Origin of the sequence: Pseudothioclava arenosa (assembly GCF_002358085.1) — a bacterium.
GTDB classification, from domain to species: Bacteria; Pseudomonadota; Alphaproteobacteria; order Rhodobacterales; family Rhodobacteraceae; genus Pseudothioclava; species Pseudothioclava arenosa.
The window spans coordinates 1-18,160 of sequence record NZ_NTJD01000005.1 but is presented as its reverse complement, the minus strand read 5'-3'; the positions used below and the strand labels follow the sequence as shown (position 1 = coordinate 18,160).

At 64.7% G+C, this 18,160-nt stretch carries 16 protein-coding genes and 1 pseudogene; 11 read left to right on the top strand and 6 right to left on the bottom strand.

Translation table 11 applies throughout. The annotated features are described in order from the left end of the window. Nucleotides 1–167: 167 nt before the first annotated feature. Nucleotides 168–938 carry a sulfite exporter TauE/SafE family protein gene (locus CLN94_RS07750; RefSeq protein ID WP_096432889.1) on the top strand — a complete coding sequence of 257 codons (771 nt, stop codon included), beginning with the start codon at nucleotides 168–170 and terminating at the stop codon, nucleotides 936–938. Here CLN94_RS07750 and CLN94_RS07745 read toward each other — a convergent pair. Then, nucleotides 935–2,047, bottom strand: coding sequence for a Hint domain-containing protein (locus tag CLN94_RS07745; protein WP_096432887.1), 1,113 nt, complete (start codon nucleotides 2,045–2,047; stop codon nucleotides 935–937). The genes CLN94_RS07750 and CLN94_RS07745 overlap by 4 nt on opposite strands. A 9-nt stretch (nucleotides 2,048–2,056) precedes the next feature. Next, nucleotides 2,057–3,616 (bottom strand): Hint domain-containing protein, encoded by a 1,560-nt coding sequence (locus tag CLN94_RS07740; protein WP_245845155.1) that lies wholly within the window; start codon nucleotides 3,614–3,616, stop codon nucleotides 2,057–2,059. Between the two features lie 310 nt (nucleotides 3,617–3,926). Here CLN94_RS07740 and dapE point away from each other — a divergent pair, with 310 nt between their 5' ends. The 3 genes from dapE to rnr all read left to right on the top strand — a co-directional run bounded on the left by dapE (nucleotide 3,927) and on the right by rnr (nucleotide 7,846). Further along, entirely contained in the window at nucleotides 3,927–5,069 is a 1,143-nt protein-coding gene (gene dapE, locus CLN94_RS07735) for a succinyl-diaminopimelate desuccinylase (RefSeq protein ID WP_096432885.1), read from the top strand. Then, entirely contained in the window at nucleotides 5,069–5,482 is a 414-nt protein-coding gene (locus CLN94_RS07730; protein WP_425439454.1) for a GNAT family N-acetyltransferase, read from the top strand. Before dapE ends, CLN94_RS07730 begins: the two co-directional genes overlap by 1 nt. Before the next feature lie 96 nt (nucleotides 5,483–5,578). After that, complete coding sequence (gene rnr, locus CLN94_RS07725) at nucleotides 5,579–7,846, top strand: ribonuclease R (protein ID WP_096433277.1); 2,268 nt, start codon at nucleotides 5,579–5,581, stop codon at nucleotides 7,844–7,846. On the opposite strand, the gene CLN94_RS07720 is transcribed toward rnr, so the two are convergent. Both CLN94_RS07720 and CLN94_RS07715 read right to left on the bottom strand, forming a co-directional pair. Next, complete coding sequence (locus CLN94_RS07720; RefSeq protein ID WP_096432881.1) at nucleotides 7,843–9,420, bottom strand: phospholipase D-like domain-containing protein; 1,578 nt, start codon at nucleotides 9,418–9,420, stop codon at nucleotides 7,843–7,845. The genes rnr and CLN94_RS07720 overlap by 4 nt on opposite strands. Nucleotides 9,421–9,555: 135 nt before the next feature. Further along, nucleotides 9,556–11,154 (bottom strand): phosphoenolpyruvate carboxykinase, encoded by a 1,599-nt coding sequence (locus tag CLN94_RS07715; protein WP_096432879.1) that lies wholly within the window; start codon nucleotides 11,152–11,154, stop codon nucleotides 9,556–9,558. A 346-nt stretch (nucleotides 11,155–11,500) separates the two neighbouring features. Between CLN94_RS07715 and CLN94_RS07710 the strand changes: the two genes are divergently transcribed. From CLN94_RS07710 to CLN94_RS07685, 6 genes are read left to right on the top strand one after another with little or no spacing between them, the layout of a single operon-like run. Beyond that, nucleotides 11,501–12,202 (top strand): response regulator transcription factor, encoded by a 702-nt coding sequence (locus tag CLN94_RS07710; protein WP_096432877.1) that lies wholly within the window; start codon nucleotides 11,501–11,503, stop codon nucleotides 12,200–12,202. A 20-nt stretch (nucleotides 12,203–12,222) separates the two neighbouring features. Beyond that, complete coding sequence (locus CLN94_RS07705) at nucleotides 12,223–13,947, top strand: sensor histidine kinase (protein WP_425439453.1); 1,725 nt, start codon at nucleotides 12,223–12,225, stop codon at nucleotides 13,945–13,947. Continuing rightward, the gene (locus CLN94_RS07700; protein ID WP_096432873.1) at nucleotides 13,944–14,384 is read left to right on the top strand and encodes an HPr kinase/phosphorylase; all 441 of its coding nucleotides are present in this window, start codon (nucleotides 13,944–13,946) and stop codon (nucleotides 14,382–14,384) included. The genes CLN94_RS07705 and CLN94_RS07700 overlap by 4 nt, the downstream gene beginning before the upstream one ends. Next, a complete protein-coding gene (gene rapZ, locus CLN94_RS07695) occupies nucleotides 14,381–15,301 on the top strand; it encodes an RNase adapter RapZ (RefSeq protein ID WP_096432871.1) in 921 nt (306 codons plus the stop codon). The genes CLN94_RS07700 and rapZ overlap by 4 nt, the downstream gene beginning before the upstream one ends. Then, complete coding sequence (locus CLN94_RS07690; protein WP_096432869.1) at nucleotides 15,298–15,699, top strand: PTS sugar transporter subunit IIA; 402 nt, start codon at nucleotides 15,298–15,300, stop codon at nucleotides 15,697–15,699. Before rapZ ends, CLN94_RS07690 begins: the two co-directional genes overlap by 4 nt. Before the next feature lie 19 nt (nucleotides 15,700–15,718). After that, nucleotides 15,719–15,988, top strand: coding sequence for an HPr family phosphocarrier protein (locus CLN94_RS07685; RefSeq protein WP_096432867.1), 270 nt, complete (start codon nucleotides 15,719–15,721; stop codon nucleotides 15,986–15,988). Nucleotides 15,989–16,048: 60 nt separating this feature from the next. On the opposite strand, the gene CLN94_RS07680 is transcribed toward CLN94_RS07685, so the two are convergent. Continuing rightward, on the bottom strand, nucleotides 16,049–16,924 hold the full coding sequence (locus CLN94_RS07680; RefSeq protein ID WP_096432865.1) for a 3-hydroxybutyryl-CoA dehydrogenase: 876 nt from the start codon (nucleotides 16,922–16,924) through the stop codon (nucleotides 16,049–16,051). A 165-nt stretch (nucleotides 16,925–17,089) separates the two neighbouring features. Here CLN94_RS07680 and CLN94_RS07675 point away from each other — a divergent pair, with 165 nt between their 5' ends. Further along, nucleotides 17,090–17,911, top strand: a complete 822-nt coding sequence (locus tag CLN94_RS07675) for a DUF6473 family protein (RefSeq protein ID WP_096432863.1) — start codon at nucleotides 17,090–17,092, stop codon at nucleotides 17,909–17,911. A 111-nt stretch (nucleotides 17,912–18,022) separates the two neighbouring features. On the opposite strand, the pseudogene CLN94_RS07670 reads toward CLN94_RS07675, so the two are convergent. Next, a pseudogene (locus CLN94_RS07670) lies at nucleotides 18,023–18,160 on the bottom strand (electron transfer flavoprotein subunit alpha/FixB family protein); the annotation flags it as partial.

The following is an 18,160-nucleotide window of genomic DNA, read 5'->3' as shown; positions in this document are numbered from 1 at the left end:
ATGCAGCGCAATAAAAATTCGCGCAGGGCGCTTTGGTTGTTTTAATCTGTCGCGCCCGGCGGGGTTTTCTCGGGCCGTGCCCGGGGCTTCTGCCGAAAATTCGCGCCGCGCGACGCCTTTGTCAGTTCGGGGATGCGGGCGCGGCAAGATCGGGCTAGGGAGGACAGATGGAGCTGTTTCTCGCCTCACTCACGCCCGTTCAGATGGCTGTCGCCTTTGCCGTCACCCTGTTCGCGGGGTTCGTGAAAGGGGCGATCGGGTTTGCCATGCCGATGCTGATGCTGTCGGCCTTCGGCTCGTTCCTGCCCGCAGAGTTGGCGCTGGCGCTATTGATCCTGCCGACGCTCCTGACCAATTTCGCGCAGGCCTTCCGGCAGGGCGTGGCGGCGGCCTGGGGCTCGATCGTCGAATACCGCTGGTTCATCGCGATGGTGGTGATCTTCATCCCGATCACGGCGGGGTTCGTGCGGGTGATCCCGCAATCCTTGATGTTCGTATTGCTCGGCCTGCCGATCGTCGCCTTCGCGGGCGTGCAGCTGATGGGGATCAGTCTTGCCCTGCCGATCCATCATCGCCGCCGCGCCGAGGTGATCCTTGGCATTATCGGCGGCTGTTATGGCGGGATTTCCGGGATCTGGGGGCCGCCGCTCTTGATCTACCTGCTCTCGATCCACGCGCCCAAGACCGAGGCCGTGCGCGTGCAGGGCGTGGTGTTTTTGCTGGGCGCGGTGATCCTGACGGTGTCGCATCTGGGCTCGGGTGTGCTGAATGCGCAGACGGCGCCGGCTTCGGCGGTGCTGGTTATTCCGGCCGCGATCGGGATGTGGCTGGGCTTTCGCGCCCATGACCGGCTCGATGCGCAGCGGTTCCGGCGCTGGACGCTGGTGTTGTTGCTGCTGACCGGTTTGAACCTCGTGCGGCGCGGGATCGGGCTCTAGGCCGAGAGCGGCGCGCGGCGCTGCTGCAAGAGCGCGCTGAGCGAGAGCGCCTCGTAGGGCCGCAGCACGTGGCGCGCCTTGCGGTAGTGCAGCGGCAAGTCGCCTTGGCGCGCAAGCCCCGCCAGCGCGGTCGAGGCGACCAGCCCCGTTTGCCGCGCGAGGCATCCGATCGAGAGGCTCTCGATCTGGCAGCCATCCGCGATCAGCAGGTGGTGACGCTCCAGCAAGATCCCGTGCCAGTTCAGCACGCTCGGCCGGTCGGGTTGCAGCACCGTGCAGCCGTCGATCAGGTAGCGCGCCTCGACCAGCGCCTCGGGCGTGCCAAAGAGGTCGTCGATCATCGGGCCGCCGACAAGGATGCGGTGGCTCGGCATCAGCCAGAGGTCGCGCGTGGCGCCAAAGCTTGGCGCACAAAGCCGCAGCGGGCGCAGGCTGCCGAGCGCGGGCAGGGCGATCCGCCCCGACCACAGAACGGGTTGCGGCCCGGCATCGACGGTTTCCACCAGATCGCCCGCGCGCAGGTTGGCGGCGGGGCGCGGGCCCTGCGGGGTCTCGATCGGGGTCGAGGGGGCGAAACAGGCGCCCGGCCCGACCGGATGGCGGTGATCGCCCAAGGCCAGCCAGTCGACGCGCGGGCCGATCCGCGCGGGCTCGGCGCCAAGGGCAAGCGCGTCGAGGTCCTCGCGGCGCATCGGCAGGGGCGCGTGGCCGTGGCGCTGGCGCAATGTGCCCTGATCGAGCGCCTCAAGCGTCAGCAGGCTTTCACAGGCCTTCGTGTCCCAGTGCCAGGTCAGGCGCATCCGGCCGCCCTCGGCGATCTCGGCGCTGGCGTCGATGGAGACGGCGTGGAACTCCGCATCTTCGCGCTGCGAGAGGCAAAGATGGCCGTCCTTGGTAAAGCCGAGCGAGAAGAACTGCGCCGCCGTACTGCGCCGCGCCAGATGCAGGAGCGGCAGGATCTCGGTCTCGCCGCGCAGCAAGGTGAATTCCAGCATCAACGTGCCGCGCGTCAGCGTCGCCGGCAGGGCGTGGTCGCGCAGCGCCAGCGGCGTGCGGCCGGGGATGTGGGCCGCGAACCAGCCCGGATCGGAGGTGGGGTTGCTGTTCATTCTGTCCTCCTAGGCTGCTTCGGTGACCAAAAGCCGCGCTTCGTAGGAGCGCAGCATGTGTCGCGCCGCCGGGCCGTAGCCCGCGCCGGTCTGCGGATCGAGTTCGGGAAAAAGCGCGCAGATCTCGGCCTGTACCTCGGCCTCCATTCCGCTCAGAACCTGCGGCCCGGGCAGGAAGCTTTCGGTCGCGAGGCCTTCGGAATAGATCACCTGATGGCTGTCGAAGAGGATGTGCAGATAGGTGACCTGCCCGCCTTCCTCGATCGTGATCTGGTGTCCATCGACCAGATCCTTGGCGGCGACCAACACCTCGGCCTCGCCGAAGAACAGCGCCGCCAGCGGGTCGCGCACCAGAACGCGGTGCTGCGGCGAGACCAGCAGGTCGCGCGTCGCGCCAAAGCGACCCTTGCGGATGCGGATCGGGGCAAAGCGGCCCTCGGCGGCGACATGGCGGGTGCCGATCCAGCGGATCGGTTGCGCCCCGTTATCGAGCGTCGTGACCAGATCGCCGACGCGCAGGCTCTCGATCAAACGGGGGCCCTGCGGCGTGTCGATCAAGGTGCCGGCGACGAAACAGGGCACGGTGCTGACGGTGACAAAGCCGACATCGGTATCGCCGGTCGAACTGGCGACCGTGTAGGTGAAGCTGTCGGTCTCGACGACCCCATCGGTGGTGATGGAAAAGGTCCAGTCGGGATTGAGCGTGACCACCTCGCCAGACGGCAGGGTGACGGAATCGCCCGGACTGACCGGAACGCCATTGATATGCGTGACCGAGAGCGTGCCGCCGGTAAGGTTGATCTCGTTTCCCAGAACGTCGAGCGTCGCGCTGTCTCCGGCGGGGATGGCGATGGTATCGTCCATCGCGATCAGCGTGCCCTGCACCGAATCCGCCATGATCAGGATCGTCGAGTCGTTGCTGGAGTTGCCGACATCCGCGATCCCGATGCGGATCGAGTTCACCTCGTTCGGGTTGACCACGAAGCTGACCGAGAGGGTGACGGTGAGCCCGTCCATCTCGGTCGGGTAGACTGTGCCGCTGTTTTCGATGAACAGGTTCTCGTTGGTGGTGCCGTTGACGCCGGTCACCGAGATGTCGCCGATCGTGGTCTCGATCAACTCGCCATTCACCCAGATCCCGATCATGTCGAGGTAATCCGAGGTGGTCAGGTTGATGTAATCCTCCGAGGTGAAGACAAAGCTCATCGTCATCATCTCGGTCTCGGGGATGAAATCGACATCGAGCCAGGACGCGTCATAGGTATCGGTGCCGGCCAGCGCATCGAACAGCGGGTTGTTGTCGATGCCCTTGGTATTGGATGAGGTGCTGAAATACTGGTTGGTGCCGCCGCCGCCCGAGTTGGTGAAGTTGGTGACAAGCCCGGTCGACAGGATCACGCCCGTGTCGAGGATATCGAGGCCGAGGCTCGATCCGCCATCATAGATCGCCGAGGAGCGGTCATCGCCGGTATAGGTCGCGCCGACAACGGTCACGCCATCACCGAAAATCGTCTCGGCCATTTCAACGGCCGAGGCGTTCGTATCGTAATGCATGCTCGTCGATGGCATCCGCGCCTCCGAAATCCCTTCGAAGGCAGCGCAACAGCGCGCAAGGACGGGCCCGTCCGTCCTTTTCCTGATCGGGCCGATTTCGGCCTCTGCTTGTTGTGGGCTTGTGCCCTGCTCGTTGTTGCCCTGCCTCGGGTCTTTATTTTCCGTTAACTTTGCCGCGATCCGGGCCAAAAATAAAGGTTTTTCGCAGTCGGCATTGCGCGCCGGGATGAGTGAATCCTCCAGAGCACACTCAACCCCAGCGGGCCGCCATTGAGTTTGCCCCCCGAGAGGACTAAGCCTAGGCCAATTGCTGCACGAGGATCCCATGCCGATCGACCCCGTCCAACTCACCGCCGATCTCGTCCGTTGTCCCTCGGTGACCCCCGAAGAGGGCGGCGCGCTGGTGCTCCTCGAAGGGCTGCTGCGCGGCGCGGGGTTCGAATGCCACCGCATCGACCGGAACGGCGTGCCGAACCTTTTCGCGCGCTGGGGAGCGAGGGGCGCGGCGAAAACTTTTGGCTTCAACGGTCACACCGATGTCGTGCCGGTGGGCGACGAAGCGGCCTGGACGCATCCGCCCTTCGGCGCCGAGATTTCGGATGGCTTCCTGTGGGGGCGCGGCGCCACCGACATGAAATCGGGCGTCGCCGCCTTCACGGCCGCCGCCATCGACTTCGTCACCGAAACCCCGCCGGATGGCGCCGTGATCCTGACGATCACCGGCGATGAAGAGGGGGCCGGGCGCGATGGCACGCTGGCGTTGCTCGACTGGATGGAGGCCAATGGCGAGGCGATGAGCCATTGCCTCGTTGGTGAGCCCACCTGCCCCGAGCGCATGGGCGAGATGATGAAGATCGGCCGGCGCGGCTCGATCACGCTTTACCTTGAGGCGCAGGGCGTGCAGGGCCATGCCGCCTATCCGCATCGGGCCAAGAACCCGCTGCACGCGCTGGTCTCTCTGCTCGGGCAGATGACCGCGCAGCCGCTGGACGCGGGCACCGCGCATTTCGACGCCTCGACGCTGCAGATCGTCACCATCGACTGCGGCAACCCGGCGACCAACGTGATCCCGGCCAAGGCGCGCGCCACGGTCAACATTCGCTTCAACGACCTGCATTCCGGCGCCTCGCTGAGCGATTGGGCCAAGGGGCTCATCGCCGGGGTCGAGACCGAGACCGGCGTGACCTTCACGCTGCGCGCTGACATCTCGGGCGAAAGCTTCCTGACGCCGCCGGGGATGCTGGTGGATCTGGTGGCCGACGCTGTCGAGGCGGAAACCGGGTTGCGCCCCGAACTGTCCACCTCGGGCGGCACTTCGGACGCGCGCTTCGTGAAAAACCACTGCCCGGTGGTCGAGTTCGGCCTCGTCGGCCAGACCATGCATTCGGTCGATGAACGCGTCGCCGTCGATCAGATCGGCCCGCTCAAAGCCATCTATACCCGCGTGCTGCAGGCCTATTTCGCATGATCCGCGTCGAACAGACCCATGATCTCGACACCTGTCGTGCGCTGCGCCGCGTGGTGTTCATCGAGGAACAGAACGTTCCCGAGGCCGAGGAATGGGATGGGCGCGACGGCGGTGCGCTGCATCTGCTTGCGCGCGACGGCGAAACCCCGATCGGCACCGCGCGGCTCCTGCTCAAGGGTGAAACCGGCAAGATCGGCCGTGTCTGTGTCCTGCCCGCCGCGCGCGGCCGCGGCATTGGCGCCGCCCTGATCCGCGCGGGCGAGGCGCTGCTGGCCGAACAAGGCTGCACCCGTGCGATGCTCGGCGCGCAATGCCATGCCATTCCCTTCTACGAAAAGCTTGGGTTTACCGCCTACGGCCCCATCTATGATGATGCCGGCATCCCGCATCGGGATATGGAAAAGCCGCTGTGACTTCGCTTTGCTGAAAATATCCCGGGGTCCGGGGCGGCGCCCCGGTCCGTCGGTGACGACGCCCCTCCGCCCGTGTTAGGAAACCCCATGAGCACCATGCCCCAGATCCCGTCCCGGCAGGACATTCTCGACTGGCTCGCGGACCATCCGGGCGCCAGTTCCAAGCGCGACCTCTCCAAGGCTTTCGGCCTCAAGGGCCCCGCCAAGATCGAGCTGAAACGTCTCTTGAAAGAGATGGAGGCCGAGGGGCTTCTGGCCAAGCGTCGGCGCGGTTATCACGATGCGGCCGGGCTGCCGCCGGTCGCGGTGCTGCAGGTGCTGCGCGTGGATAGCTCGGGCGATCTCTGGGCGCGGGCGGCCGAGTTCGAGGGCGAGGGGCCCGAGCCGGTGATCCTCCTCGTGCTCAAGAAAACCGATCCGGCGCTGGCGCCGGGCGAGCGCATTCTCGCGCGGCTCAGCGCGGTCGAAGGGCAGGGCTACGATTACGAAGGCCGGCTCATCCGCAAGATCGGGCAGGCCAGCCACCGCATCGTCGGCATCTTCCGCAAGGCGGCCGAGGGCGGGCGGATCGTGCCGATCGACAAGGGCGCCGACAAGGAATGGACGATCCCGGCGGGCGACACGCTGGAGGCGAAGGACGGCGAGCTGGTCGAGGCCGAGCAATCCGGCCCCAAGGGCCGCATGGGCCTGCCGCGCGCCCGCGTGATCGAGCGCCTCGGCGACCCGAGCGCACCGCGTGCGGTCTCGCTGATCGCGATCCATCAGCACGGCATCCCCGACGATTTTCCCGATGCGGTGATCGCCGAGGCCGATGCCGCAAAACCCGCCAGTTTCGAGGGGCGCGAAGACCTGACCGGCCTGCCCTTCGTCACCATCGACCCGGCGGACGCGCGCGACCGCGACGACGCCTGCCTTGTCATCCCCGATGACGATCCGAAGAACGAGGGCGGGTTCCTGCTCTGGGTGGCGATCGCGGATGTTGCGCATTACGTCACGCCCGGCTCGGCGCTGGATCGCGAAGCGCGCAATCGCGGCAACTCGACCTATTTCCCCGACCGTGTCGTGCCGATGCTGCCCGACCGGCTCTCGGGCGACCTGTGCAGCCTGCACGAACATGTGCCGCGCGCGGTGCTGGCGGTGCGGATGAAGGTGGATTCCTTCGGCAACAAGGTCTCGCATCGGTTTACCCGCGGCATCATCAACTCGGTCGCCTCGCTCGAATATGGGCAGGTGCAGGCGGCGCGCGATGGCGCCCCCGATGCCAAGACCGAGCCGCTTCTGGACGAGGTGATCGGCCCGATCTTCGCGTGCTACGAGGCGCTGAAACGCGCGCGCGCGCGCCGTCAGCCGCTGGAGCTTGACCTGCCCGAACGGCAGATCGTGATCGACGACGAGGGCAAGGTCGCCTCGGTCAAATTCAAGGAGCGGCTCGACGCGCATAAGCTGATCGAAGAGTTCATGGTGCTGGCCAATGTGGCCGCGGCCGAAGAGCTCGAACGCCTGCGCCGGCCTCTGCTGTATCGCGTTCACGAAGAGCCGAGCGTCGAAAAGATCGAGGCGCTGCGCGAGGTGGCGCAGGCGTCGGGCTTCACGCTGGCCAAGGGGCAGGTCCTGAAGACGCAGCACCTGAACAACCTGCTCGCACAGGCCGAGGGCAGCGAGTTCGACGAGCTCCTGAACATCTCGACGCTGCGCTCGATGACGCAGGCCTATTACGCGCCGCAGAACCTTGGGCATTTCGGGCTGGCGCTGCGCTCCTACGCGCATTTCACCTCGCCGATCCGGCGCTATTCCGACCTGATCGTGCATCGCGCGCTGATCCTCGGGCATGGCTGGGGTAAGGACGGCCTGAGCCCGCAGGACATTGAAATTCTGGACGAAACCGCGCAGCATATCTCGGAGACCGAACGCCGCTCGATGGTGGCCGAGCGCGACACGACCGACCGTTATCTTGCCGCCTATCTGAGCGAGCGGGTCGGTGCGGAGTTTGCGGGCCGGATCAGCGGCGTGCAGAAATTCGGGGCCTTCGTGAAGCTCGATGAAACCGGCGCCGACGGGCTGATCCCGATCCGCGAGATCGGGCGCGAGTTCTTCCATTTCGACAAGGAGGCGCAGGAGCTGATCGGCGCCGATACCGGCCTGCGGATCACCATCGGGCAGCGGGTTCTGGTGCGTCTGGCTGAGGCGGTGCCGTTGACCGGCGGGCTGATGCTGGAACTGCTGGAGCTTGAGGGCAGCCCGATGCCCTCGCGCCCCTCGAAGGGGCGCCGCAAGCCCGGGCAGCGGATGCCGCGCAAGATGGGTGCGGCGAAGGCCAAGGCTCGGGCAGTCGCGCGCAAGACCAAGCGCACGCGCAAGCCCTAAAGCATCCACTCGATCGGCAGGCGCCGCGCGATGCCAAGCGCGATCCGCGCGGGCCATGTGGCGCCCGGTTCGGCATGGCGGGGCGCTTCTCCCGGACGTTCCCAACTCAGCCGTTGCGTGCGCGACAGCGTCACGTGCCAGCACCGTTCGGGGATCAGCGCGTCGAGCCGCTCCGCGATCATCCCGGCAATCACGGGCGAGCGCACGATCACGCCCAGCTCGGTGTTTAACCGGATCGAGCGCGGGTCGAAGTTGAACGAGCCCAGAAACAGCCGGTCGCGGTCAACGATGAAGACCTTGGCATGGAGCTTGTTCCGCGAGAATGGCGCGGTCCCGTGCAGCCGGCTTTTCAGCAGCGCCGAGACATCGAGTGTCGGCACCGCGTCGGGCGCGAATTCGTAAAGCTCGGCCCCGTTGCGCAAGAGCGCGCGCCGCCGATGCGCATAACCCGAATGCACCAGCGCGACATCGGTCGCGGCAAAGGAATTGGTCAAGATGCGGAGCTTTACCCCCGCCTTCGCGATCCGGGCCAGAAGTCGCACGCCCGAGCGCATCGGCACGAAATAGGGGCTGAGGATCAGCAGTTCCGATGTTGGTTGCCCCAGTGCGCGGCGCATCCGGGTCCAGAGCATCTCCTTGCGGCGCAGGCGGGTCTGGATCGGCTTCTCCGGCGGGTCATAGACCAGCTCGACCGGGGCGAATTGCCGGGGTGTCGCACCGGGGCCGAGCAGGTGCCCCTCGCGGTGGAGCTCGGCCAGCGTCTTGCCGTAATTGACGGCCTCTGGGTGCGATAGCAGCGTGGCCTCATGGGCCAGCGCGGCCTCCAGCTCCCAAGGTGTGCCGGGGGGCAGAATGGCCTCGGCGGGGACCGAGAGCGGCGCGTTCCAGTAGCTGTCGAAAACGCGCGCCAGATCCTCCAGCAGGGGCCCGGCGATGGCGAAGTCGAGATCCATGTAAAGCCCGCGCGGCCCGAGCGTGTTGAAATAGTCGTCGCCCACGTTGCGCCCGCCGAGAATCGCGATCGCGCCGTCGACGATCATCGCCTTGTTATGCATCCGGCGATTGAGACGGGTGAAATCGGCCAGATAGGCCAGGAACCGAAGACGACGCAGAGGAAACGGGTTGAACAGGCGCAGTTCCAGCCCCGGAATCGCCCGCAGTGCCGCCAGCAGGTGGTCGCGCCCGGCGGTGCTGTTGTCATCGAGCAAGAGCCGGATGCGCACGCCGCGCGCCCCCGCCCGGCGCAGCGCCGAAAGCATCAGGGCGCCGGCGGTGTCCTGCATCCAGTCGTAATATTGCAGGTCAATCCCGTCTTGCGCGGCCTCGATCAACTCAAGCCGCGCGGCCAGCGAGAGTGCCGGGTCTTCCAGAAGGTTCAGCGCGTTCTCGCCCGGGTGATCGTCAAGGTCCGGGGCGAAGCGGGCGGCCAGCTCGGGGCGGGGCGGCAGGGTGCCCGACTGCGCGAAGGGCCCCTTGGGCAAGGGGTGACGCAGCCGCGCCCACAGCACCACGCCCCCCGACGCCAGAAGCATCAGGGCAAGGACGGCGATGAGGAGCACGATCCAGACGTTCATGGCCCATAATGCCGTCCACGCGCGGGGCGGAACAAGCCGAATGCGCCGCAGGATCGGGAAAATCCGAACCCCCGCAATGCGAAAGGCCGGGCGCAGGGCCCGGCCTTGTCACTGTCCCCGAAGGGCTGCGCGTGTTCAGCCGATCGCGGCGGCTTTCACGTCTTCGTCGATATAGGGCAGGTATTGCGCGAAGTTCTCGGCGAACATGCCCACCAGTTTCTTGGCTTGCGCGTCGAAAGCATCCTTGTCGGCCCAGGTGTCGCGCGGGTTCAGGAGCGTCGCGTCAACGCCCGGCACCGAAACCGGCACTTCGAAGCCGAAGTTCGGGTCCTTGCGGAACTCGACCGTGTTCAGCGAACCATCGAGCGCGGCGGTCAGCAGCGCGCGGGTCGCCTTGATCGGCATACGCTTGCCGGTGCCGAAGGCGCCGCCGGTCCAGCCGGTGTTGACCAGCCAGCAATCCGAGCCGTACTCGGCGATTTTCGCCTGAAGCAGCTTGCCGTAGGCCTCGGGACGACGCGGCATGAAGGGCGCGCCGAAGCAGGTCGAGAAGGTCGGGGTCGGTTCGACAACGCCCACCTCGGTGCCCGGGGTCTTCGAGGTGAAGCCCGAGAGGAAGTGATACATCGCCTGCGCCGGGGTCAGACGCGCGATCGGCGGCAGCACGCCGTAAGCGTCGCAGGTCAGCATGATCACGTTCTTCGGATGGCCGCCAAGCGCGGTGTCCGAGGCGTTCGAGATGTAGTGCAGCGGGTAAGCGCAGCGCATGTTGTCGGTGATCGAGTTATCGAAGAAGTCCAGTTCGAGGGTTTCTTCGTCATAGACCATGTTCTCGACCACGGTGCCGAACATCGAGCAGGTCGCGTAGATTTCCGGCTCGGCCTCTTTCGAGAGGTTGATGGTCTTGGCGTAGCAGCCGCCTTCGAAGTTGAAGGTGCCCTTTTCCGACCAGCCATGTTCGTCATCGCCGATCAGCGTGCGCGAGGGGTCGGCCGAGAGCGTCGTCTTGCCGGTGCCCGACAGGCCGAAGAACACGGCGGTGTCGTCGGGGTTGCCGATCGCGTGGTTGGCCGAGCAGTGCATAGCCATCACGCCCTTGCCGGGCAGGATGTAGTTGAGCAGCGTGAAGACCGATTTCTTGTTTTCACCGGCATAGGCGGTGTTGCCGATCAGGATCAGCTTCTTCTCGAAGTTCAGCGCGATCACGGTTTCCGAACGGCAGCCGTGACGCTCGGGGTCGGCCTTGAAGCTCGGGCAGTTGATGATGGTGAATTCGGGGGCGAAAGCGTCCAGTTCGTCACGCTCGGGGCGGCGCAGCATGGTGCGGATGAACAGGCCGTGCCAGGCCAGCTCGGTCACGACGCGCACGTCGAGGCGATGCTCGGGGTCGGCGCCGCCGAACAGGTCCTGGACGAAGTAGTCCTTGCCCTTCATGTGCTCGAGCATGTCGGCGTAGAGCACGTCGAATTTCGCCGGGTCCATCGGCTTGTTGTTTTCCCACCAGATCGAATCTTCGACCGAAGGGGTACGGACCACGAATTTGTCCTTCGGCGAGCGGCCGGTATGGGCGCCCGTCGAGCAATAGAAGGCGCCGCCTTTGCCCAGCGTGCCTTCGCCGCGTTTCAGCGCCGTCTCGATCAGCGCCGGTTCGAGAAGGTTATAATAGACATTGCCCAGGCCAGTGATGCCTTGATCTTCCAGGCGGTTCGCCGGGTTCACACGTCCAATGCTCATCTGCTAGCTCCCGATGCCGTCGCGCGGCGGTTCGTCGGTTCCTCCCGGCATCCCGGGCCAAAAGGGATACCGATCCGGCAGCAACCCCACCGGGGCCCCGTCGAATAGGCGCCCTATAGCATGTCGTTTCAGGGATGGAACAGAACGCTTTGACGCAGTTAGCGCAACCATTTCACTGTTTAGCGCCACCAGACCCGATGGGTGAGGCAAATTAGTCAAACCTTCGTTTTTTTCACCGTGAATGAATCGGAATGCCAAGGTGATTCGCACAACGCAGTTGATTTGCCGAGTCGGAAAGCGGAGTATGTCTGAAAACAAAAATCTGGGCAGTTTACGAGGTATTGGCATGTCGAGGATCGCGCTGGTCGACGATGACCGGAATATTCTGACCTCCGTCTCGATGACGTTGGAGGCGGAAGGCTACGAGGTTGAAACCTATAATGACGGTCAGGCGGCGCTCGACGCGTTCAACAAGCGCCTGCCCGACATGGCGGTTCTCGATATCAAGATGCCGCGGATGGACGGGATGGAGCTGCTGCAGCGCCTGCGCCAGAAAACCGCGATGCCGGTGATTTTCCTGACCTCGAAGGATGACGAGATCGACGAGGTTCTGGGTCTGCGCATGGGCGCCGATGACTATGTGAAAAAGCCGTTTTCGCAGCGGCTTCTGGTCGAGCGGATCCGCGCGCTCCTGCGTCGTCAGGAGGCGATTTCGGGCGTCGAGATCCCCGTCACCGACGAGAACAAGGTGATGGAGCGCGGCTCGCTGACGATGGACCCGCTGCGCCATTCGGTGACCTGGAAGGGCAAGGAAGTGACGCTGACCGTCACCGAATTCCTGCTGCTTCAGGCGCTGGCGCAACGCCCGGGTTTCGTGAAGTCGCGCGACCAGCTGATGGACGTGGCCTATGACGATCAGGTCTATGTCGACGACCGCACAATCGACAGCCATATCAAGCGCTTGCGCAAGAAAATGCGCACCGCGGACGATGATTTCTCGGCGATCGAGACGCTTTACGGCATCGGCTATCGCTATAACGAAGAATGACGCTTGCCGGACGGATAGGTATGGGCGGCTCCAAGCGGAAGGCGCAGAACACGCGCGGCACCGACATTGATGTGGTGCTTGGCGAGGATTGGGTCGCGCCCGAGGGGTTGGTCGACGACGCGCTGATGCGTGGCCGCCGCCGGCGCGGCTTGCTCACGCTCAACCGTTCGCCGCTGGCGCGCAAGATCATCACCTTCAACCTTCTGGCGATGCTGATCCTCGTCGCGGGGGTCCTGTTTCTTAATCCGTTCCGGCAGAGCCTCGTGCTGCAGCGCGAAGCCGCCATCGTCTCCGAGGCCGAGCTGGTCGCCGATGTGATCGAGGCCCGCCTGCCGAAAGAGGGATGGGTCAATTTCGCCTCGGGTGACGGGATCGACCTGCGCGATACCCTGAGCGGCATTGAGCTGCCCGAGGGGGCCGAACTGTTCATCTTCGATGCGACGGGAGGGTTCATCCTGTCCTCGAAAGACGTGCAAATGGCCGCGCGCCAGCCGGTCGAGGGGCTTGGGGCCGATGATCGTTCGACGGTCATCACCAACATGCTCGACCGCGCCTGGGCGGCGGTTTCGGGCCTCGTGGATCGCCCGCCAATGGTGGATGTGGCCGAGGATCGTCAGGCTATCGCGCAGCGGCTGATCGACCGCCTTGCGGCGGGCAAGACCCTGATCTCCAGCGAAAAAACGCTTGCCGGAGACCCGGTTTTCTCTGTCGCGACAGGCGTTTATCAGGATGGCCGCGAGGTCGGTCAGCTTGTGCTTTCGTCCGCCGCCGGCGAGATCGAGCGCCTCGTGCGCGCCGAGCGCGAGCAGGTGCTGCAGATGTTCGTCGTGGCCGTCGCCGTGTCGATCGGGTTGAGCCTCGTGCTCGCCTCGACCATCGCGAACCCACTTTCCGATCTGGCCGAGGCGGCCGAGCTTGGGCGTGACAAGAACGCGCGCAAGATGAACCCGACGCGGGTGCGCATCCCCGATCTGACCGCGCGCCCCGACGAGATCGGGCGGCTGTCGGGCGCGCTGCGCGGCATGGTCGCGGCGCTTTACGACCGGATCGACGCGAACGAGCAATTCGCGGCCGATGTCGCCCATGAAATCAAGAACCCGCTGGCCAGTCTGCGTTCGGCGGTGGCCTCGTTGCACATGGTCAAGAAAGAGGAGCATCGCACCAAGCTGCTCGATGTGATCGACCATGATGTGCGCCGCCTCGACCGACTGGTGAGCGATATTTCCAACGCCTCGCGGCTCGATTCCGAGCTGGTGCGCGAAGAGGAAGAGCGCTTCGATCTGGTCAAGATGGTGGGCAATCTTTCGGAGTTTCTGGGCCAGCAGGCGCAGGAAAAAGGGGTCGAGTTCATCTCGGACCTGCCGAAGGTGCCGATCATGATCACCGGTCTCGAGGGGCGGCTGGCGCAGGTCTTCGTGAACCTGATCACCAACGCGATTTCCTTCTGTGAAGAGGGTGACGCGGTGCGGGTCTGGGCGCGCAAGCGCGATAATCGCGTGCTGGTCGTGGTCGAGGATACCGGGCCCGGCATTCCCGAAGAGGCGCTGACCAAGGTGTTCAAACGCTTCTATTCCGAGCGTCCTGTGGGGCAGTTCGGCGATCATTCGGGCTTGGGGCTCGCGATCTCGAAACAGATCGTCGAGGCGCATGGCGGGGTGATCTGGGCCGAAAATATCCGTCCGACCGATGCCGACGTGACCTCGGAGCCGCTGGGCGCGCGCTTCGTGGTGGGCCTGCCGGTTTGAGCGGGGCTGAGGCCACCGCCCCCCTGAACATCCATGCAAGCGCGGTTGCGCTGAACCCCGATTGCGGGGTGTTGATCCTTGGCCCCTCAGGCGCGGGGAAGTCGGCGCTGGCGCTTGAGTTGATGGCGTTTGGCGCGCGTCTTGTGGCCGACGACCGGGTCGATTTGCACGTTCTGGAGGGGGGGCTGATGGCCTCGGGGCCCACCGCGATTGCGGGGCAGATCGAGGCGCGGGGCATCGGTATTCTGGCGGCCGAGGCGCTGCCTTCGGCGCAGATCGTCCTCGCGGTCGACCTTTCTCAGGAAGAGACCGAACGATTGCCGCCCGCGCGCCAGATCGAGATCGGCGGGGTGGTCATCCCTCTTGTGCTGCGCCTGCGAAGCGGCCATGCTGCGGCAGGGATTTTACAGTATCTGAAGGCCGGGAGGGTCGCTTGAGCGAGAGGGCCGCAAGCGAAAATCAGGGCACCCAGCGCGTCGTGCTGGTGACGGGGCCGTCGGGGGCGGGGCGGACGACCGCCATCGCCGCGCTTGAGGACTTCGGCTACGAGACCATCGACAACATGCCCTTGTCGCTGATCCCGCGGCTCTTGGCCGGGGCGCCGCGCGGGCATCCGATCGCTTTGGGTGTCGATGTGCGCAATCGCGAGTTTTCGGCCGCCGCGCTGATCGAGTTGATCGACCAGCTGACGCTGAGCCCGACGGTTTCGCTCGAACTGCTTTACCTTGATGCGCGCCCCGATGTGCTGGAGCGGCGCTATTCCGAGACCCGGCGCCGCCACCCGCTGGCGCCCTCGGATGCGCCGCGCGAAGGGATCGTGGCCGAGATCGACCTTCTCGCCCCGATCCGCGCCCGCGCTGATGTGCTGGTCGAGACCTCGGCGCTCAGCCCGCATGACCTGCGCGCCGAGATCGCACGGCTTTTTGATCCGGGCGTGTTGGAAAGGCTCAGCGTCTCGATCCATTCTTTCAGTTACAAGCGCGGCGTTCCGCGCGGGCTCGACCTGATGTTCGATTGCCGGTTTCTGGCCAATCCGCATTGGGAGCCTGCGCTGCGCCCGCATGATGGCCGCGATCCGCGTGTCGCCGCCTATATCGCCGCGGACCCGCGGTTTGGAGAGTATTTCGAGCGGGTGCTCGGCCTGCTGCAGTTCGAGTTGCCCGCCCATGTCGAGGAGGGGCGCAGTCATGTCTCGGTGGGGTTCGGCTGCACCGGCGGCAAACACCGCTCGGTCGCGATGACGGAAAAGGTTACCAAAGCTCTTGCGGAGGCAGGGTGGCAGGTGTCTAAACGTCATAGGGAATTGGAACGGCGCGCCGAGGCGCCGGATGGTGAAGTGGGGCAGGGCACGTGATCGGTATCGTGATCGTGGCACATGGGGGGCTCGCGCGAGAATATCTCGCGGCGGTAGAGCATGTCGTCGGCCCGCAGGAGGGCATCCGCGCGATCACCATCGAGGATAATCATGACCGGGCGCAGAAGCAGGCCGAGATCAGATCGGCTGCGGATTCGGTGGATGTGGGTGACGGCGTTGTCGTGGTGACCGATATTTTCGGCGGATCGCCCTCGAACCTGAGCCTGATGGCCTGCGAGAATTGCGAGCGCGAGATCATTTATGGCGCCAACCTGCCTTTGTTGATCAAGCTGGCGAAGTCGCGTGCGTTGAATGTCCATGCGGCGGTCGAGGCGGCGCTCGATGCCGGCCGGAAATACATAAATTCCTATTCAATGTGCGATACGGCCGGACGGTAAAGCCTTCGCAGGAGACGCAATGGTGACGCGAGAATTCGAGATCGTGAACGTGAAAGGGCTGCATGCCCGGGCCTCGGCGAAATTCGTGGAGGTGGTTGAGGATTTCAACGCCCGCGCCGAGGTCGAAAAGGACGGGATGCGGGTTTCGGGCGATTCGATCATGGGGCTGCTGATGCTCGCGGCGTCCTGCGGGACCTCGATCAAGGTGACCACCAGCGGCGCCGAGGCCGATGCGCTGGCCGATGCGCTGGGGGCGCTGATCGCGGACAAATTTGGCGAAGGCAATTGACCTTTCGCGCCGCGTAACAAAAAGCCCCGCAGAAGCGGGGCTTTTTCGTTAATCGGTGACTTAGCGGGTCGGAACCGGCGTTTCGCCCCGGTAATCATAGAACCCGCGGCCGGTCTTGCGGCCCAGCCAGCCAGCCTCGACATATTTCGTCAGGAGCGGACAGGGACGGTATTTCGTATCCGCCAGGCCGTCGTGCAGCACGTTCATGATCGCGAGGCAGGTATCGAGACCGATGAAATCGGCCAGTTCCAGCGGCCCCATCGGGTGGTTCGCGCCCAGCTTCATCGACAGGTCGATGGAATCGACCGAACCAACGCCTTCGTAAAGCGTGTAGACCGCTTCGTTGATCATCGGCACGAGGATGCGGTTCACGATGAAAGCCGGGAAATCCTCGGCCGAAGCCGCCGTCTTGCCCAGCGATTTCACCACCGCCATCGTCGCCTGATAGGTCGCGTCATCGGTGGCGATGCCACGAATGATCTCGACCAGCTGCATCACCGGCACCGGGTTCATGAAGTGCACGCCGATGAACCGCTCGGGGCGGTCGGTGCGCGAGGCAAGCCGCGTGATCGAGATCGACGAGGTGTTGGTGGCGAGGATCGTGTCCTTGCCCAGATGCGGGATCAGCGTGTCGAAAATCGCCTGCTTCACCGCTTCTTTCTCGGTCGCGGCCTCGATCACGAGGTCGCACGGCCCCAACTCGGTCAGCTCCATCGTGGTCGAAATGCGCCCCAGCGCCTCGGCCTTCTGTTCGGCGCTGATCAGGTTCTTCGAAACCTGCCGGTCGAGATTTTTGGTGATCGTCGCCACCGCGCGCGCGAGGCTGTCAGCGGAGATGTCATTGATGAGGACGTCGTAGCCGGAGAGTGCAAAGACATGGGCAATCCCGTTGCCCATCTGTCCGGCGCCCACGATGCCCACTTTCTGGATCGTCATGATATGGCCCTTTCATGTTCCGAGGCGACCATGACCCGTCAATGCTGCAAGTGCAAGAAGTTTCGCTGCGAATGCACGGTGGCGTGCCCGGGATGACGTTAGCTGTTTTGAAAGGGTTCTGGCGCAGCCTTGATTTCGGGTGAGTCGAAGGACTGAGGTGGGAAAATGGCTTTCGAATATCAGGGCGGGGACGCCCTCAATTACTATCCATGCCGGTATGGGCAGTCGAAACTGCTGTTTCGTGGCCCGGCCAAATCGCTGAACGGGGATTTCGTTGCCGCCATCGGCGGAACGGAAACCTATGGTAAATTCGTGGCGCGGCCCTGGCCCGACCTCGTGCAAGAGCGGCTTGGCCTGCCCGTGGCGAATTTCGGCCATATGAACGCGGGCGTCGATGTTTTCGCCGCCGAATCAGAGGTGATCGAGGCCGCTCAGCGCGCGCGGGTCACGGTGATTCAGCTGATGGGCGCACAAAACATGACCAACGGGTTCTACGCCGTGCATCCGCGCCGCAATGATCGTTTCGTGCGGGCCTCGAGCCGCATGCGCGAGATGTTCCCCGATGTCGATTTCGCTCAGTTTAACTTTACGCGGCACATGTTGGGGGCGCTCAAGGCGCGGTCCCTGGTGAAATATGACGGCGTCGTGCAGGATCTGCGCCAGACCTGGCTGGTGCGCATGAAAGCCCTTCTCGCGAAGCTTCCGGGGCGCAAGGCCTTGCTCTGGATCGGGGACTACCATTCCCCGGTCGCACGCGATCCGCTCGGCCCAGATCCGCTCTATATTTCGAGCCGCATGGTTGATCAGTTGCGTCCCCTTGTCGATGAGGTGGTGCAGGTGCAGCCGACGATCATGGCACGCTCGACGGGGACAGTGGGCATGTGTTTCGGCCCGCTCGAAGAGCCGACGGCGGTGCAGATGCCGGGCCCCCTCGTGCATGAGGAGGTCGCGGAAGCCCTGCTGCCGCATCTGCGGGCGCTGATCTGAAGACAGCAAAAAGCCCCGCGTTTGCGGGGCTTTTCGTTGCTTTCATTCGCGCCCGGCTTTCATTGAGCCGAAAATACTCCGGGGGTGCGGGGGCTGGCCCCCGCTCCGCCGTCACACTTTCGCGGTCAATTCGGGGACGGCGTCGAAGAGGTCTGCGACGAGGCCGAAGTCGGCGACCTGGAAGATCGGGGCCTCTTCGTCCTTGTTGATCGCGACGATGATTTTCGAGTCCTTCATCCCCGCGAGGTG

What these genes read in the sequence shown, in the direction of transcription:
- CLN94_RS07750 (WP_096432889.1), top strand. Translation starts at nt 168, where the DNA reads ATGGAGCTGTTTCTCGCCTCACTCACGCCCGTTCAGATGGCTGTCGCC.
- CLN94_RS07745 (WP_096432887.1), bottom strand. Translation starts at nt 2,047, where the DNA reads ATGAACAGCAACCCCACCTCCGATCCGGGCTGGTTCGCGGCCCACATC.
- CLN94_RS07740 (WP_245845155.1), bottom strand. Translation starts at nt 3,616, where the DNA reads ATGCCATCGACGAGCATGCATTACGATACGAACGCCTCGGCCGTTGAA.
- dapE (WP_096432885.1), top strand. Translation starts at nt 3,927, where the DNA reads ATGCCGATCGACCCCGTCCAACTCACCGCCGATCTCGTCCGTTGTCCC.
- rnr (WP_096433277.1), top strand. Translation starts at nt 5,579, where the DNA reads ATGCCCCAGATCCCGTCCCGGCAGGACATTCTCGACTGGCTCGCGGAC.
- CLN94_RS07720 (WP_096432881.1), bottom strand. Translation starts at nt 9,420, where the DNA reads ATGAACGTCTGGATCGTGCTCCTCATCGCCGTCCTTGCCCTGATGCTT.
- CLN94_RS07715 (WP_096432879.1), bottom strand. Translation starts at nt 11,154, where the DNA reads ATGAGCATTGGACGTGTGAACCCGGCGAACCGCCTGGAAGATCAAGGC.
- CLN94_RS07710 (WP_096432877.1), top strand. Translation starts at nt 11,501, where the DNA reads ATGTCGAGGATCGCGCTGGTCGACGATGACCGGAATATTCTGACCTCC.
- CLN94_RS07705 (WP_425439453.1), top strand. Translation starts at nt 12,223, where the DNA reads ATGGGCGGCTCCAAGCGGAAGGCGCAGAACACGCGCGGCACCGACATT.
- CLN94_RS07685 (WP_096432867.1), top strand. Translation starts at nt 15,719, where the DNA reads ATGGTGACGCGAGAATTCGAGATCGTGAACGTGAAAGGGCTGCATGCC.
- CLN94_RS07680 (WP_096432865.1), bottom strand. Translation starts at nt 16,924, where the DNA reads ATGACGATCCAGAAAGTGGGCATCGTGGGCGCCGGACAGATGGGCAAC.
- CLN94_RS07675 (WP_096432863.1), top strand. Translation starts at nt 17,090, where the DNA reads ATGGCTTTCGAATATCAGGGCGGGGACGCCCTCAATTACTATCCATGC.